A 15,180-nucleotide genomic window follows, 5' to 3' on the forward strand; every position below is an offset into this window, starting at 1 on the left:
CGAACAACGAATAACGAATAACGAACAACGAATAACGAATAACGAATAACGAATAACGAATAACGAATTTAAAGAAATGAATTCAGTTTGGCAACAGTTAACTCTGGCAAATTTGTCGCTCTCTCAGTGGCAAAGTGGCAGTTATTTATTGAATTTGGCGATCGGCTCTTTGCGCGGTTGGCGGCAGAGTAGCTGGCTGATGCAGTGGGCCGAGCCCCTGGGTTTTGTTTTGCTCGCCTTGACGTTCGGTATGGGCCCATTTGTAAACAACGCCCTGGTGGGTGTGTTGATGGCTGCTGGCGCTGCGTTTTGGGTGCTGCTGACTGTTTCGGACGATCGCGCGATCGCCCTCACACCCATTCACTTGCTGGTACTTTTGTACTGGGGCATTGCTACCGTCGCCACAGCAATGTCGCCGGTGAAAGCCGCCGCTTTTACAGGCTGGACGAAGCTAACGCTGTATTTGCTATTTTTTGCACTGATGGCGCGGATATTGCGAGATTCCCGTTTGCGATCGTGGTTAATAGCCGTATATCTTAATGTTGCTTTAATTGTCAGTTTCTACGGCGTGCGGCAGTGGATTGATAAAGTGCCACCATTAGCTACTTGGAACGATCCGACTTCTACTCAAGCCGATGTCACCCGAGTTTACAGTTTTTTGGGCAATCCCAACTTGCTCGGTTCCTATTTGCTACCAGCCATTGCCTTGAGCGCCGCCGCACTTTTTGTGTGGCAAGGATGGGGAACCAAACTTTTAGCGTTGACGATGCTGGTGGTGAATTGCGCGTGTTTGCGCTACACCGACAGTCGCGGTGCTTGGATCGGTTTTGTGGCACTGCTAGTAGTGTTTTTAGTCCTGCTTTGGTACTGGTACAGCCCTTTGATGCCTAGGTTCTGGCGCACTTGGGCGCTACCGTTAGGGTTAGGAGGTTTGGCTGGAGCGTTAATTTTGGGAGTAGCTTTGGTGCCAGCGTTGCGCGATCGAGTTTCGAGTATGTTTGTCGGGCGCGGCGACAGCAGCAACAATTTTCGGATTAATGTTTGGATGGCGGTGATTGACATGATTCGCGATCGGCCAATCCTCGGCATTGGGCCCGGAAATACTGCTTTTAATAAAGTTTATCCGCTTTATATGAAGCCAAAATTCACTGCTTTGAGCGCTTATTCTGTGCTGCTAGAAATTGCCGTCGAAACTGGTTTTATCGGTTTAATGTGTTTCCTGTGGCTGATGACTGTTACCGTCAATCAAGGTTTGTTGCAGATCAAAAAATTGCGCGACGCACAATTTAACAGCTCTCATTTAGAGGAAGAATCCCCAAATCTCAAATCAAATCAGGGGTTTTGGTTGATTGGGGCGATCGCCACTTTAACTGGTATGATGGCTCACGGTTTTGTCGATACAGTTTGGTATCGGCCGGAAGTTAATATGCTTTGGTGGTTGATGGTGGCGATTATTGCTAGTTTTTATAGCAATTCTCAGCAGCAGCAAGATTCAGGTTTGACACAGGGCGAGTAGAATAGCGATCGGAAAAATCAGGTACCCCTGGGTAATCACCGAAAAGCTTGCGGTTCAAAAATCGAACTTATAAAAGTAATGGCGGGGTTTTATCCCCGCCCGGTAAGGATTCCAGTTCCCAAAAAGCAGACAGCTTTCCTAAAGCTGCAAGCGATGATTTGACACTCTCCGACCTGAAGGTGCGGAGATTCTTAAGAAGCTTTGACACTCTTAAATACGCTGTCAAGACACATCTAGACGTTCAAAACAACTACCTTTTGGTGTTGCAATTACGCTTACTTTTTTGATTTATGCTTTCGTTCGCACTTCTCAACACTAAGCCAGTTCGGTACGCTCCCCATCCTGCGCTGCTTGGCTGTGCCATAGTCTTTCTCAAACAAAGATGTTGAGGGTGTCTTACTGCCCGGAATTTCACCGTTCTAGGAATGGTTCTACGCGTAGTTGATACGCCTACTTGTTCCACATTGTTAAAAACTATAACACAGATTACTGGCAACCTAAAGGTTGCAACTGCGTTTCATCCCCGGCTTGAAAGACCGGGGTTCTCACGCGACGCGCTATAGCCTTTCTCAAATAAGTGAGGTATGCCCTATGCCCTATGCCCTATGCCCTATGCCCTATGCCCTATGCCCTATGCCCTATGCCCTATGAGCACCGCACTGTTACTGAAAAAGGCTATAGTCATCAGTCATTTCCAATTCTTTAATCTCAAATCGAAAAATCTCAAATCTCAAATCTCAAATCTCAAATGGTATAAGGTGCACAGCGTGCACCTACATAACTACTACTACATACTACATACCTGTTAGTTGTAAAGTGCTAGTGGCGAACTCTACAAAAATTATCGAAAATAACTCTTATTCTTCGCTATCCGAAGGCATTGCAAATCTCGGACACGCATAATATCCATCTCTATCTTTGCACCGCCGCCACGTCGTAGACTGATTCAATTGGAACAGCGTTGCGACTGATTCATTCACTGTGGGTGTAACAGTTGCAGGAGTTGGCATTGCTCTTGAGGCTTGACTTAGCTCCATTACCGTTATAATTGCCAGCATGGCTGATGAAAGCAAAACTGTGCGTTTCATTTATTTGTTTTTTCCTCTTTTAATCGTTGACGTGCCATTCCTATCCATATATCCTCATCGAATTCTTGGGAATCCGCATACTTTAGACAAGTTTTCCACTGCGGTAGCGCTTCCTTCGTCTTTTTCATCCCTTCTAGGACTTGCGCTTTTAAGCAGTAAGTTGCAGGTCTTTCACTATCAAGCTTAATCGCTGCATCCAGATGCTGCAATGCCTCTGAATATCTACCCTGTTTCAGCCGAGCCCATCCCAAATTTTTGAGTAAGGAATATTTTACTCGATCGTCCTCAGCTAATTTTAAACCTTGCCACAGCAAGTGAACGGCAGCAGCATAGTTTTTCTTGTCTACTATATATAATCGAGCTAAATTGCTGTAAGCAGCAGGGAGACCCAGTTTGGCAGCTTGCAGGTATTTTCCTCGGGCGCACTCTAAATCTTGCACCTCTTCGCACAGCCATCCCAAATTGTAAAGAGCTGTTCGGCTCTTGGGATCTACGGAGAGGGCTAATTCATAGGCTTTTTGAGTATCAGCCAATCTATTGGCTTTGTAGTTTTCAAAGCCCTTATTATTAAACAGTGAGGCGAGTTCCGGCAACCCAAATTGCCAGCCGCCAAAGCCTACTGCTAGCATCAGTAGGAATGCCGCCCACTTGGAGTGATGATGCTTTTTTGTTGGCTCTTTCATGACATTAAAAATGTTAGCTAACGGTGTCGTTTTTAGCATCTTTTAACTTGAGAGTTGGGATATTTTGTTGTCTAGATTTAATTGCCACCCTCATGGCATCATAATCTTAGGAAATGAAGGAAGGCTTGAACTCATTTCTCATTTATGGTTTGCAACTCCACAGCCGAATGCTTGCCTCATGCTGCGATTACCTAGATGTATTCGAGCATAGGTTAACCCTTCGTGGGACTCCACAAGCAATCCGGATATTTTCAGGAAGATTGAAGATTGAAGCGGGAAGAAGGACAGTTGACAGTTGACAGTTGACAGTTGACAGTTGGCAGTTGACAGAAGAGCCCGAAGAGGTTGACAGAAGCGGTTGAGAGGACTGATGACTGAATGACTGATGATATGGTGTTCGCTCGATTAAGGGCACGCGCGAACAGTTTGTAGTGCGTCCTGGTGTCCGCTCTGAAGCTGCGGACACCAGGACGCACTACAAACCATTTTTATTATGGTTATGGATCGGACATGATAGGCAGCATCTGAGTTTTGTATTTATAGTGCTGTCCCCGCTCGCGTACTATACAATACGCGAGCGGGGACGCTCGCACTCAAAAAAAAATGCTTTTTACAAAAATGAGATGCTCCCACATAATATAACTGATGACTGTTGACAGTTGACAGCTTGCCCCCTGCCCGAAGAGCACAGTCGTTGGGTTGATAGGTGACAGTTGACTGTTTACCGACTAATGACTGATGACTGATGACTAAAATTGCTTCATCGCTCGTTCCATATCCCGCTTGTCTTCGCGTTTCTTCAAATCTTCGCGCTTGTCGTGCAGTTTTTTCCCTTTTCCCAAACCGATATCAAGTTTTACCCAGCCACCTTTCAAATACATTTTTAACGGCACTAAAGTCAAACCTTTTTCTTCCACTTTGCCGATTAATTTGCGAATTTCCTGCTTGTGCATCAGCAATTTGCGAGTGCGGCGAGGCTCGTGATTAAAATAGTTGCTAGCACTTCTCCACGGTGAAATATGAACGTTAATCAGCCATATTTCGCCATTTTTAACCAAAGCATATCCGTCCCGCAAATTCGCTTTTCCTTCCCGAATCGATTTGACTTCGGTTCCCTTTAACTCGATGCCCACTTGATATGTATCTATAATTTCATACAAATGGCGCGCTTGTCGGTTGTCGCTAAGAATTTTGTATCCTGTACTTTTTTCGCTCATTTTTACCTCCGATTAAATTATTATAAGGCTAACATTTATGTATAGAAAATAGAAGCTTGACAAAACTTAATTTACGGGTCTAGGCATTACCAATTTTGCTGAGCTAAGATTTCATCAATGTGAATTTCAAGCGGTATCATGCAGCGCACCAATATTCCAGATTCGGGAATTTCAGATTCTGTTAGTCCCCCTCAGGCGGTTAATTTGGTTTGGCTGGCTCCTTTTTTGCTGGCGCTTGCTTGGTTTTGGGCCAATATCTCGGCTGTTAAGTGGCTGTTATCGTCGTTTGTTGAGATACCGGCACTGTACAAGATAGCAATTGGTTTTCTGATTGTAGCATTAGTAGTGCGATCGCCCCAACCGAGCGATCGCCCGCGCGCATTTTCCCGCAACTTCATTTTGAGGCGCAATCCGCTGCTGTTGATGTTGGGTGCAGGTGTTTTGGCGATCGCCACAGGGTGCATAATTAATATCCCACAAGTTAGCGTACTGCTATTTATCCTCGGAACTTACGGGCTGTGCGGCTTCTTTGCGGAACCGAATTTTTGGCAAAAAAACTTGCCAATTGCCGGCTTGCTGGCTTGTATTTTACCCTTCAGCAATCAGTTTAATAGCGGCCTCGGCTTGCCCGCGCGAGTGATGACTGCTCACGTAGTAGAACAGTTGCTCTCATTCCTGCACGTGGGAGCTATTTCTTCCTACGATATCCTGATTTTGGAAAACGGCATCGCTCACGTTGATATACCTTGCAGCGGCATTAAAACCCTATTAGTCGGGACGCTATTTTTGCTAGTGGCTACCTGGTTAGAAAGCCGAAAATTAAGTTTTCAATGGCTGGCAGTATGCGCTGCTAACTTGTTAATGTTGCTGTCTGCTAACGCTTTGCGGGTTGTCGCGCTAGTGCTGGTTGCCCAAGTTTGGCAACAGCCAACCTATGCAGAAATCCTCCACGTACCGCTGGGAATTGTAGGTTTAGTCTGCGGTTGTTTTGTAAGTTGGTTGATGCTGCAACAAGTTCCCAAATTTCAGCCAACAAAACAAATTGATTTCAACTCGCAACGAGATTCGGAAATACTGAAAAATCAGCCTCTGGCAAAAGCCGGACTAATTGTGACGGTGACTGTTTTAGCAGGAATTTCTCAATTGTATCATGTCGAAAGTACAAAAGTAGCGATCGCCCCTTTACAACTACCCCAACAAATTATATCCGAAGCAATCCCGCTGAATCCCAGCGAACAAAGATTCTTCGGCAATTACCCAGATACAAAAGCCGAAAAAAAGAGATTTGTCTCAGGTAACTTGCACGGTTCCCTCCTCGCAGTAGCCAGCACATCTTGGCAGACTTATCACGCACCAGAGTTGTGCTTTGTAACCAGTGGCATCTCCGTTAATCGAATAGAACAAAAACAGCTAACTCCTACCGTAACCGCTCGCTGGCTGTATCTCAAAGACAACCAACTATCCGCTGCATACTGGCTGCAATCTCAAGCGCAAACCACAGATAACTTCTTGTCGCGCATCGGCAGCGACATCACCCATCGCAATCAGACTTGGGTGCTAGTTTCCATTCTTTTTGACAGTTTCGTAAATCCTGAAAATTCCGAGGTACAAGAGTTTACTGCTAACGTACATAATGCTGTCAAACAAAGCTTAAAAGGAGCAAAAAATGAAAGCAAAGCAGGTATTTGATGCAATTTTTAGAATTGTTTTTTGGGTGTGGAACCTGACATTTTTGTCAACTGTTTATCTAGGAATTTTGCCATACCTAGCAATTCCGTTAATCCAAGCAACAATAGACGGAATTATTCCCCTTGAATTTTCCTTAACCCTAACAGCACTGATAGCAGTACCGACAGTGTTTACCATAGTAGGAGCAAGGCGCTTTCACAAGCAACCATTGCAGCTAATGCGCTTGTTTTACGGAGTAGAAGCGCCGTTGTTTTTGCTCTGCTTAATCAGGCTGTTTATGCTTCGAGAACTGAATCCAGCCAGCTCGCTAATTATCGCTACAATCGTTTTGTGCATTGCAGCATTTTTAGTAGAAATGCTGTACGGATATTTTGGGAAACAAGAAAATATTGAAGATATTTCAATATCTCAAGATGCTCGCAACAGAAAGTCCAGTTCTATTGGATTCATGGGAAACAAGCGAAGTGCGTGGATACAGTTAGCATTTCACAGCTTAATGCTGCTAGTTGGAACTTGGGCGGCAACCTTGCTGATGTTTTACGCTCTACCTGTCGCATTTACGCTGGTAGTTGGATTTTTAAGTTTTGCCTGGGTAGCACCACTGATTGATTCTCTAAAGTACACTTCATTATCCATAATTTGGTGGCTACCATTATCCTTGATTCTGTTTGGTCTTACCTCCAGCTTGTTCGTAGTAATGCCTTCGCTTTACGGCTTTCTATACATCCAATCTGGACGCAAAGTATTTCGCAGTTTTGCTTCCCAATACGGAAAGAATCAAGCAATCATGGGCAGCTTGGGAGTCATGGCTGCTTGGCTGGCAATTTTCGCAGCTTTGCTACAGCAGCCGCAAATTCAAGCCATGAAAATTCTGGCAACTCCCGCAGCAAATGACACTGCGCGTCAAACTTTATTAGCCAAGTCTGATATGATTCGATCGGGCTTAGTTAATGCTTATTTATCTCCGTACCGCTATCTCAGCACTGTGGGAGAAAACAACCACATTTATGAGATGTACAAAAATACGTTCAGTTTGCCTAACACAGCGGCTCGCAACGTGCAGAACAGCTACAATTTTTTAATGTCGCCGTTTTTGTATCAAGGCTCTGATTCCGATGTTAAAAAAGCCGAAAAACTCTACGCTGGATTCTTCGATACCGAAATTCAAAAAGGTGACACGGAAGCAGTAAAGCACGCAGTGCAGTCAACATCTAACCGCCAAGAAGCTAAGGCAGGTTTGCTGAATGTCAATGAGGAAAAAGTATGGTTGCAGTCGCAAGAAGTTACAATCACAGAAAAGGGCGATTGGGCTGATGTTCAACTCTACGAAGTTTACAAAAATCAAACGCCGAACTTGCAAGAAGTATTTTATTACTTTTCACTGCCGGAAAGCGCCGCAGTTACAGGAGTTTGGCTGGGCGATACTGGGGATTTGAAAAGGCGTTTTGCATTTAGTGTGTCGCCCAGAGGTGCTGCACAGCAAGTTTACAACCAGCAGGTGAGAGAAAATGTAGACCCGGCTTTGCTCGAACAAGTTGGCCCGAAACAATACCGCTTGCGAGCTTTTCCAATTCCGGCTAAACGAGAGTTTTCGCGCACGCAAACTGATGGGCCAACGGAAATGCACTTGTGGCTGACTTACAAAGTGATGCGACAACCACAGGGTTGGGCGATGCCTGTTTTAGCAGAAAAACGTAACATTTATTGGGATGGAAATACTCGCCGCACAATTGCCGGAAAACAGGTAAATTACAAAGGAAAAGAGGCAAAAGAAACTTGGTTGCCGAGTTTTGTGCTAGCAGTTTCCCGGCAGCAAGCAATACCGCGTCTGGCAAATTTTCCGGGAGAAAATACGATTTCTGCTAAGCCACTGGTTGATGCAAATTATTCGCTACCGCAGGGCAAAAAGTTTGCAGTTATTCTGGATACTTCCCGCAGTATGACGGGGAAAACAAAGGAGGTTAAGGAGACTTTTGAATGGTTGAAAGCGAATAGTTTAAAAGCAAATACGGTTGATTTGTATGTGGGGAGTGCTGCGGGGATGCCGCCGAAGTTGGTGGAAGATTTGGGGAGTTTTGATGTTGGAAAGTTGACGTTTTATGGTACGCTCCAACTTAAGGATATTCTGCAACAGTTTGCACAGTTACGCGCCGATCGCACTTATGATACTGTATTCTTGGTGAGCGATCGCCACAGCTATGAGTTATCCGACGATCGCAAAACCAGCGTTTCCATGCCCTCACCCCTATGGACTGTGCATTTGGGAGGCTTACCACCGGCTTACGATGATGGAACTTTAAAGCTGATTCAAGATAGCGGTGGCGGAGTTTCTACCGATATCAAAGAGGCGATGCAGCGAGTGGCGACGACAGCATCATCAGGGAAATCTGCAATTAGTGTTGTTGATGGCTATGTTTGGAGTTATGCCAAAACTCCCAAGTCGGCGGCGGTTGCGAAAATAACTGATGATGAAAATGAAGGTTTTAAACCGATAGCTGCGCGGCAGTTGATAACCGCCCTTAGCAAAGAGAAAACTTCCAATCAGTTGACTCAGTTGGATGCAATGCACTCGCTAGCTAAAACTTTTAAAGTCGTCACGCCTTATTCTTCGATGATTGTGCTAGTTAATGACGCGCAAAGGGCGCAGCTAAAGGCGGCGGAAGCTAAGAGCGATCGATTTGAAAGAAAGATAGAATCGGGTAAGGAGGAGTTGACGAAACCGAACAATCCTTTGAATGTTTCTGGGGTTCCGGAACCGGAAGAATGGCTGCTTTTGATCGTTGGGGCGATCGGGCTTTTGGGGGTTTTCCTCCGTCAGCGGCGCGCCAAAGTGATAGGTTGAAAAGTGCGGTGGTTTAAAGTTAATTAACTCCTTCCCAAGCGATGTGCTTGGGAAAGAGTCATATCATGTCCGCTCTATTACCATAACAAAAACAGTTTGTAGTGCGTCGGGAGTGTCCTCCGCATGAAAGCTGACTGAAGTCCGCACTACGAACCAATCTGATTGTGCTTAATTACTCGGACACCATATGAACCCCAGATGCCAGTTCAAAACTTTAATCCGCCACCACCAAGCACCAGTAAAGTCGATTAACGCTCGATCAAAATTGCTTTCGGTTTCTGAGAATCCAGGAGAGAAGTGGAAAGCAGAATTACCAGATCTCCTGTTTCATTTTGACCGTGATGCACCATACCCCCTGCCTCAACTAAAGAATCTCCCACCGTCAGACGAGTAGTTTGGCCCGCGTCTAGGGTTTCTTCTTTACCATTGGCGCGTTTAATTTTCGCGATTCCCTGGACAACAGTATAGGTGAGTGTCCCCAATTCAACTTTGAAAATTTGCATCCCTGGATGAACGTGAGGCAGCAGTTTTGCCATACCAGGAATGGTATAACGTACTAATTCTAAAATTCTACCTTCTGCCTCACTAGGATAACCACTCGCGAAGACTTCCCGTTTCACGGTTTGACTATAGGTATTGATAGGTGGTGGTGTTTGCTGACTTCTGACAATTGCAACTGTTCCCAAGCTAATCATCACCATCAAAAAAAAAACAGGCATAGTTTTTTCATGATTTTATTTGTTGGAATATCTGGTTTTCCGTCCCTAGTTGAGATTTTATCTTTGACGCTCCTTGCCGCGTGAAGGTACGAGGAGTATGAACACTATTGAGAATGTTTGTTGGGTTATAAAACAATACGGTTTACTTAACACTATTTATGCCCGGAGATCACCCTAAATCCCCCGCATCGTTGCGGGGACTTTAAGAGCTTCTTGTCCCCCCCGCATCTCCCGGGGGGTTAGGGGGGATCTGTCTTAAGTGAACCGTATTGGGTTATAAAATTACTGGTATCACGCTCGGAACCCTTCTATTAAATGCGTGGGACTTTGTAATTTACCAGGCAACTCAGATTCTTATGCTCTGCCTTGTTTGGCTCCCATGTCGGCAAAGCCTCCCGGCGCTAGCAGGTTTGTGTTGGAAACAGCACATAATAAGATTTTGACAAATTGTTGTTACGGTTATTAACGGTTATTAACTGTATAAAAAATATCTATCTTAAGGCATAGATTGCCAGACACGGTGCCGTGCCGTGTCCCTACAGGTAAAAACCTCTAATTTATTGTTATTATTTTTTTATTATTATGAGATTTTGTTTCAAATTGGTATGAATAAATGACTGATGAATCATGATTCATTGATGTCAACAAAAACGATTTCGCCCTCAATCTTTACGGGATAAGACTCTAGGGAATCACTCGGTGCATTCAAACATTTACCAGTATCTAACTTGAATTGAAATTTATGAAAGGGACAGGTAATAATGCCATTACTTACTTTCCCCATATCGATCGGATATTCTAAATGAGTGCAAGCATTGCGGTAACAAGTGACATTCGCACCTTGGCGATTCAAAATTAGTGAAATTCCTTCAACTTTTACCTTCAAAATATCCCGTTCGGGAATCTGATTTAGCGCTGTTACGTCTACCCACATAAAATATTTTTTCTGAGTTGTCTATACTTTTCTATTTCCATATATATCATACCCTACGGATGAATCTGACTCAAAATCACCCGCAACCGATCGTAATCATCCTTCAACAAAACACTTAAATTCCTGCCCGCTTCCACCAACCAAGATCGATCGCGCATTCGCAACTGATAAATCTCCCGAATCGTCGCAGCCGTCAGCGCATCCACAGGCGCATTCGTCACTCCCAGCAGCGTCCTCAAAAAATCCAACTGCACCGTAAAATCAATCACCTCATCCGGTTCGCAGCGATAAACCGCTTGGTGAATTTGCGGCGGGCGCGGCGGCAAATACTGATAAATTGTACCCCTCGATGGGCCGTGGCCGTTCAACCTTTCCGGTGGCTTCTCAAACCCCACAAGCGCCACTCGAAACTCGGTTTTCAGCATCGCAAAAATCTGCGGTTGTTCTTCCCGCAACTCTTCCAGCGATAAACCCAAAGCCCTAGCTCTGTGCACCGAGTCGATCGGGCTAGTGGTAGCATGGTAAACTACGCCGTAGATTTGATTTTTTGACTCTTCATCTTCCGCCTTCACCCAACTCCCAAAAGGCGGCATCACCGGAAAACTCAAGTCATCCGGTTCCAAGCATTGAGCCAAAAACTCTGTAGTTGCTGTCTCGATGACTTCAGCAATGCGATCGGGATGCCGCTCTTTTGTTCCAAATTGGGGTAAAGGTAAACGCATAATTTTAGTTATTTGTTATTTGTTATTGGTTGTTTGTTATTTGTTATTTGTTATTTGTTATTTGTTATTTGTTATTTGTTATTTGTTATTGGTTGTTTGTTATTTGTTATTTGTTTGTTTGTTATTGGTTGTTTGTTATTTGTTATTTGTTATTGGTTGTTTGTTGTTTGTTTGTTATTGGTTGTTTGTTGTTTGTTATTTGTTATTTGTTATTTGTTATTTTTGAATATCTCCCAATAATCAGTAACTACTGACTACTGGAGCATCTCATTTTTGTAAAAAGCATTTTTTCTTTGAGTGCTGTCGGGAGCTCGCCTATTCTACAATACGCGAGCTCCCGACAGCACTCTAAATGCAAAACTGAGATGATCCCACTGACTACTGCCAACTGCCAACTGCCAACTGACTACTGCCAACTGCCAACTGCCAACTGACTACTGCCAACTGCCAACTGCCAACTGCCAACTGCCAACTGCCAACTGCCAACTGACTATTTCGCGCGGCCAGCCGTAGCATCCACAATATCCAATTGCGATAAGCGGAACGTGATCAGCTTGTCCCAATTGCCACCTTCAAACAATACCGCGACTTTCCCGTCGGTAACTCGCTGCACAAGTCCTTGAAAGCCGTAGTAAATCTCGCCCTTATCTTTAACTCGAACTGCCGAACCTGGAAAAATCATAATTCTTTGAATGTTAAGTTTGCTCTTTATAGCTTACCGTTTCTCGTTTCTAGTTCCCAAGCAGAGCTCGGGAATTAGGCAAACCTTCGCCAACAGGAGACAAAGCTGGGAAACGAAAGTTTGTGAGACTTCTCCCAAAAACTGTTGTGGGGCAGGCCGGAGAGCCTGCCCTTGACGAACTTTTGGATGAGATGTCTATTAGGCTAGGGCTGCTACAGAAACTTTACCAGCAATGCGACCCGCGATCGCCCGCAACTCCCTCGCCGAAGCAGAACCCGGTTGTCCCACGACAATTGGCACACCGGAATCGCCACCTTCCCGCAGCGGAATTTCCAGCGGAATGCGGCCTAACAGCGGCACTCCCAACTCTGCCGCCGTCCTTTCGCCGCCGCCGGAACCGAAAATATCGTATTGCTTGTCAGGCATATCCGGCGGCACAAAATAACTCATATTTTCCACAATTCCCAACACCGACACTCCCAACTGTTGGAACATCTTCAACCCCTTGCGGGAGTCCAACAAAGCCACCGTCTGCGGCGTCGTCACAATCACCACACCAGCCATCGGCACCGCTTGGGCCATTGTCAACTGCGCGTCTCCAGTACCCGGAGGCATATCGACAATCAGATAATCTAAATCGCCCCAATTCACCTGGTAGAGGAACTGTCGGATGATTCCGTTCAACATCGGGCCGCGCCAAATTACAGGCTGGTCTTTCTCAATTAAAAACGCCATCGACACTAATTTGACGCCGTAGTTGAATGCGGGTTCGAGGCTTTCTCCGCTTTTTCCATCCCTAACCATTACTTTCGCGTCCCCCAAACCCAACATATTTGGGTCGTTGGGCCCATAGATATCGGCATCCAGCAAACCCACCTTTGCGCCGGTTTGCGCCAGGGCTACTGCCACATTCACCGCCACCGTGCTTTTGCCGACGCCCCCTTTGCCGCTGGAAATTGCGATAATATTTTTAACGCCTTCTATGCCTTGGCGATCGACCACTCCCTTCTGCTGGGGAGTCTCGGCTGTCACCTCCACAGCCACTTTTTCGACTCCTGGCAACTGTTTGACCGCTTTTTGGCAATCTTCGACAATAAATTCTCGCAGCGGGCAAGCAGGCGTTGTCAGCACTAAAGTAAAACTGACGACTCCGCCGTCAATTTTGATGTTACGAATCATGTTCAATTCCACCAAACTTTTTTGCAGTTCGGGGTCTTGCACAGGTCGCAGGATTTCTAAGACTGAACTAATATCGAGTGTACTGGGCATTGTGTTCTCCACCATAGCTCTGCAATTGTGTCAGTGAATGTTCGATCGCAAGTTTAAGTATATTTTTATTGCTATTTTTTAATGTAACTTCATAGCGATCATTTGCAGACCTGCGGTGGCATAATTACATGGCGACTGGATTTGGCAATCATCACCATCTAAGATTCAAATCTGACAACAGAAAATTTTATGACAGTTTCTACAACACTTAAAACCACGACTTCTCCGTTTTTGCCGCCCGCTGACTCTAGAGCTAGAGTCAGCCAATTTATGAAAAGCCTACAAGACGAAATTTGTCAAGCCCTCGAACAGGTCGATGGCGGCGGCAAATTTAAAGAGGACTCTTGGGAACGCTCCGAAGGCGGGGGCGGACGTTCTCGCGTTATGCGCGAAGGCAATGTGTTTGAACAAGGCGGAGTTAATTTTTCCCAAGTTTGGGGCGAAAGTTTGCCTGCTTTGATTCTGACCAAGCACCCAGAAGCTGCCGGTCACGATTTCTACGCCACTGGTACTTCGATGGTGCTGCACCCCCGCAATCCCTACTTGCCTACGGTTCACCTGAATTACCGTTATTTTGAAGCGGGCCCGATTTGGTGGTTTGGTGGTGGTGTCGATTTGACTCCTTATTACCTGTTGGATGAGGATGCAGCTCATTTTCACAAAACTCTGAAATCAGCTTGCGACAAACACCACTCGGACTATTACCAGACATTTAAACTCTGGTGCGACGAATATTTTTACCTGCCCCACCGCCAAGAAACTCGCGGTATCGGCGGCCTGTTTTTTGACTACCAAAACGCTCAAGGCCCGCTTTACCGCGACCAAAATGTCAAAGGGAAAGCTGCTGAGTACAGCAAAAATGTCGGAAACCCGGAGCCTAGAAGCTGGGAGTCGCTGTTCGCCTTCATACAGGACTGCGGCCGCGCATTTTTGCCGGCTTACACCCCAATTGTTGAAAAACATCGATCGAAAGCATACGGCGAGCGCGAGCGCGATTTCCAACTTTACCGCCGCGGCCGTTACGTTGAATTTAACTTAGTGTACGATCGGGGCACGACCTTTGGCTTACAGACCAACGGACGCACCGAATCGATTCTGATGTCCCTGCCACCTCTGGTACGCTGGGAGTATTGTTTCGAGCCAGAACCCAACTCTCCAGAAGCCGAACTCTACTCAAAGTTCTTAAAACCGCAAGATTGGGCGAATTGGATGCCTCAGCAGTCACCGACGTGAGTTAAACTACTGAGAAAGTCCTTAGCTAGCAATTAAGTAGACAGAATGGTAAACTTTTACACAAACACTCATAGTGTGCCATGTTCAAACCCTGCGCGATTTGCGAAAAAGCTTGGACTTTCAGTATCAAGTCACTACTTACTTATGCAAAAACCACGCAACTATAAGTAGAAGATTTAAATGTTGATCGGATGCCAAAAAATCACAAACTAGCGCAGGCAATAGCTGACTGTGGATTCTCTGAATTCAAGCGTCACCTAGAATATAAGGCGAAAAAGTTTGGTTGTGAAATAATCATTGCTGACCGCTGGTTTCCGCCCTTGCAAAACAATAGTCAAGCTGTGGGCATATCCAAGATATGCCACTGAAAGAAAGAACCTTCAACTGCGAAAGTTGTGGTAATTCGATGGACAGAGACTTGAAGGCAGCGATTAATTTATCACGCTTGGCTAAAGCGCGAAAGCTTACTGAGGGATAACCGCTCCCATGCTCCCTGTGAAGTAAGAAGCAAATGTCTAGACTTGTCTAGTATTTGTATAGCAGAAAGTAACCACCGCGATAAATAGTAATAAATTTGAGGGAAGGG

At 45.4% G+C, this 15,180-nt stretch carries 12 protein-coding genes and 1 pseudogene; 5 read left to right on the forward strand and 8 right to left on the reverse strand.

Annotated elements, in window-relative coordinates:
• Window positions 1–76: 76 nt before the first annotated feature.
• The gene (locus JGK11_RS12675; RefSeq protein ID WP_293196264.1) at window positions 77–1,516 is read left to right on the forward strand and encodes an IctB family putative bicarbonate transporter; all 1,440 of its coding nucleotides are present in this window, start codon (window positions 77–79) and stop codon (window positions 1,514–1,516) included.
• 857 nt (window positions 1,517–2,373) lie between these two features.
• On the opposite strand, the gene JGK11_RS12680 is transcribed toward JGK11_RS12675, so the two are convergent.
• The 3 genes from JGK11_RS12680 to smpB all read right to left on the reverse strand — a co-directional run bounded on the left by JGK11_RS12680 (window position 2,374) and on the right by smpB (window position 4,504).
• On the reverse strand, window positions 2,374–2,604 hold the full coding sequence (locus JGK11_RS12680; RefSeq protein ID WP_293185323.1) for an Osc7112_2153 family protein: 231 nt from the start codon (window positions 2,602–2,604) through the stop codon (window positions 2,374–2,376).
• Window positions 2,601–3,287, reverse strand: a complete 687-nt coding sequence (locus tag JGK11_RS12685; RefSeq protein WP_293203343.1) for a tetratricopeptide repeat protein — start codon at window positions 3,285–3,287, stop codon at window positions 2,601–2,603. Before JGK11_RS12685 ends, JGK11_RS12680 begins: the two co-directional genes overlap by 4 nt.
• A 749-nt stretch (window positions 3,288–4,036) precedes the next feature.
• Window positions 4,037–4,504, reverse strand: a complete 468-nt coding sequence (gene smpB / locus JGK11_RS12690; protein ID WP_293185326.1) for an SsrA-binding protein SmpB — start codon at window positions 4,502–4,504, stop codon at window positions 4,037–4,039.
• 138 nt (window positions 4,505–4,642) lie between these two features.
• Here smpB and xrtO point away from each other — a divergent pair, with 138 nt between their 5' ends.
• Entirely contained in the window at window positions 4,643–6,193 is a 1,551-nt protein-coding gene (xrtO, locus tag JGK11_RS12695) for an exosortase O (protein ID WP_293185328.1), read from the forward strand.
• Window positions 6,171–9,035 (forward strand): TIGR02921 family PEP-CTERM protein, encoded by a 2,865-nt coding sequence (locus tag JGK11_RS12700; RefSeq protein ID WP_293203345.1) that lies wholly within the window; start codon window positions 6,171–6,173, stop codon window positions 9,033–9,035. The genes xrtO and JGK11_RS12700 overlap by 23 nt, the downstream gene beginning before the upstream one ends.
• 248 nt (window positions 9,036–9,283) lie before the next feature.
• On the opposite strand, the gene JGK11_RS12705 is transcribed toward JGK11_RS12700, so the two are convergent.
• The 5 genes from JGK11_RS12705 to JGK11_RS12725 form a co-directional block, all read right to left on the reverse strand.
• On the reverse strand, window positions 9,284–9,754 hold the full coding sequence (locus JGK11_RS12705; protein ID WP_293185330.1) for a cupin domain-containing protein: 471 nt from the start codon (window positions 9,752–9,754) through the stop codon (window positions 9,284–9,286).
• Between the two features lie 625 nt (window positions 9,755–10,379).
• A complete protein-coding gene (locus JGK11_RS12710) occupies window positions 10,380–10,688 on the reverse strand; it encodes a Rieske (2Fe-2S) protein (RefSeq protein ID WP_293185331.1) in 309 nt (102 codons plus the stop codon).
• A gap of 53 nt (window positions 10,689–10,741) precedes the next feature.
• Window positions 10,742–11,410 carry an HAS-barrel domain-containing protein gene (locus JGK11_RS12715; protein WP_293185341.1) on the reverse strand — a complete coding sequence of 223 codons (669 nt, stop codon included), beginning with the start codon at window positions 11,408–11,410 and terminating at the stop codon, window positions 10,742–10,744.
• 490 nt (window positions 11,411–11,900) lie between these two features.
• Window positions 11,901–12,092 (reverse strand): NAD(P)H dehydrogenase subunit NdhS, encoded by a 192-nt coding sequence (locus tag JGK11_RS12720; RefSeq protein WP_293185343.1) that lies wholly within the window; start codon window positions 12,090–12,092, stop codon window positions 11,901–11,903.
• Between the two features lie 198 nt (window positions 12,093–12,290).
• Window positions 12,291–13,361 (reverse strand): Mrp/NBP35 family ATP-binding protein, encoded by a 1,071-nt coding sequence (locus JGK11_RS12725; protein WP_293145049.1) that lies wholly within the window; start codon window positions 13,359–13,361, stop codon window positions 12,291–12,293.
• Between the two features lie 189 nt (window positions 13,362–13,550).
• Here JGK11_RS12725 and hemF point away from each other — a divergent pair, with 189 nt between their 5' ends.
• Both hemF and JGK11_RS32880 read left to right on the forward strand, forming a co-directional pair.
• Window positions 13,551–14,594, forward strand: coding sequence for an oxygen-dependent coproporphyrinogen oxidase (gene hemF / locus JGK11_RS12730; RefSeq protein ID WP_293185344.1), 1,044 nt, complete (start codon window positions 13,551–13,553; stop codon window positions 14,592–14,594).
• Between the two features lie 346 nt (window positions 14,595–14,940).
• Window positions 14,941–15,072 (forward strand): annotated as a pseudogene (locus JGK11_RS32880) (zinc ribbon domain-containing protein); the annotation flags it as partial.
• Window positions 15,073–15,180: the final 108 nt, after the last annotated feature.

The sequence above is a fragment of the Microcoleus sp. PH2017_34_RAT_O_A genome, from assembly GCF_020737885.1.
Lineage (GTDB): Bacteria > Cyanobacteriota > Cyanobacteriia > Cyanobacteriales > Microcoleaceae > Microcoleus.

Excerpts from the sequence above, each read along its gene's own strand:
- JGK11_RS12675 (WP_293196264.1), top strand. The coding sequence starts at position 77 with ATGAATTCAGTTTGGCAACAGTTAACTCTGGCAAATTTGTCGCTCTCT.
- JGK11_RS12680 (WP_293185323.1), bottom strand. The coding sequence starts at position 2,604 with ATGAAACGCACAGTTTTGCTTTCATCAGCCATGCTGGCAATTATAACG.
- JGK11_RS12685 (WP_293203343.1), bottom strand. The coding sequence starts at position 3,287 with ATGAAAGAGCCAACAAAAAAGCATCATCACTCCAAGTGGGCGGCATTC.
- smpB (WP_293185326.1), bottom strand. The coding sequence starts at position 4,504 with ATGAGCGAAAAAAGTACAGGATACAAAATTCTTAGCGACAACCGACAA.
- xrtO (WP_293185328.1), top strand. The coding sequence starts at position 4,643 with ATGCAGCGCACCAATATTCCAGATTCGGGAATTTCAGATTCTGTTAGT.
- JGK11_RS12700 (WP_293203345.1), top strand. The coding sequence starts at position 6,171 with ATGAAAGCAAAGCAGGTATTTGATGCAATTTTTAGAATTGTTTTTTGG.
- JGK11_RS12705 (WP_293185330.1), bottom strand. The coding sequence starts at position 9,754 with ATGCCTGTTTTTTTTTTGATGGTGATGATTAGCTTGGGAACAGTTGCA.
- JGK11_RS12710 (WP_293185331.1), bottom strand. The coding sequence starts at position 10,688 with ATGTGGGTAGACGTAACAGCGCTAAATCAGATTCCCGAACGGGATATT.
- JGK11_RS12715 (WP_293185341.1), bottom strand. The coding sequence starts at position 11,410 with ATGCGTTTACCTTTACCCCAATTTGGAACAAAAGAGCGGCATCCCGAT.
- JGK11_RS12720 (WP_293185343.1), bottom strand. The coding sequence starts at position 12,092 with ATGATTTTTCCAGGTTCGGCAGTTCGAGTTAAAGATAAGGGCGAGATT.
- JGK11_RS12725 (WP_293145049.1), bottom strand. The coding sequence starts at position 13,361 with ATGCCCAGTACACTCGATATTAGTTCAGTCTTAGAAATCCTGCGACCT.
- hemF (WP_293185344.1), top strand. The coding sequence starts at position 13,551 with ATGACAGTTTCTACAACACTTAAAACCACGACTTCTCCGTTTTTGCCG.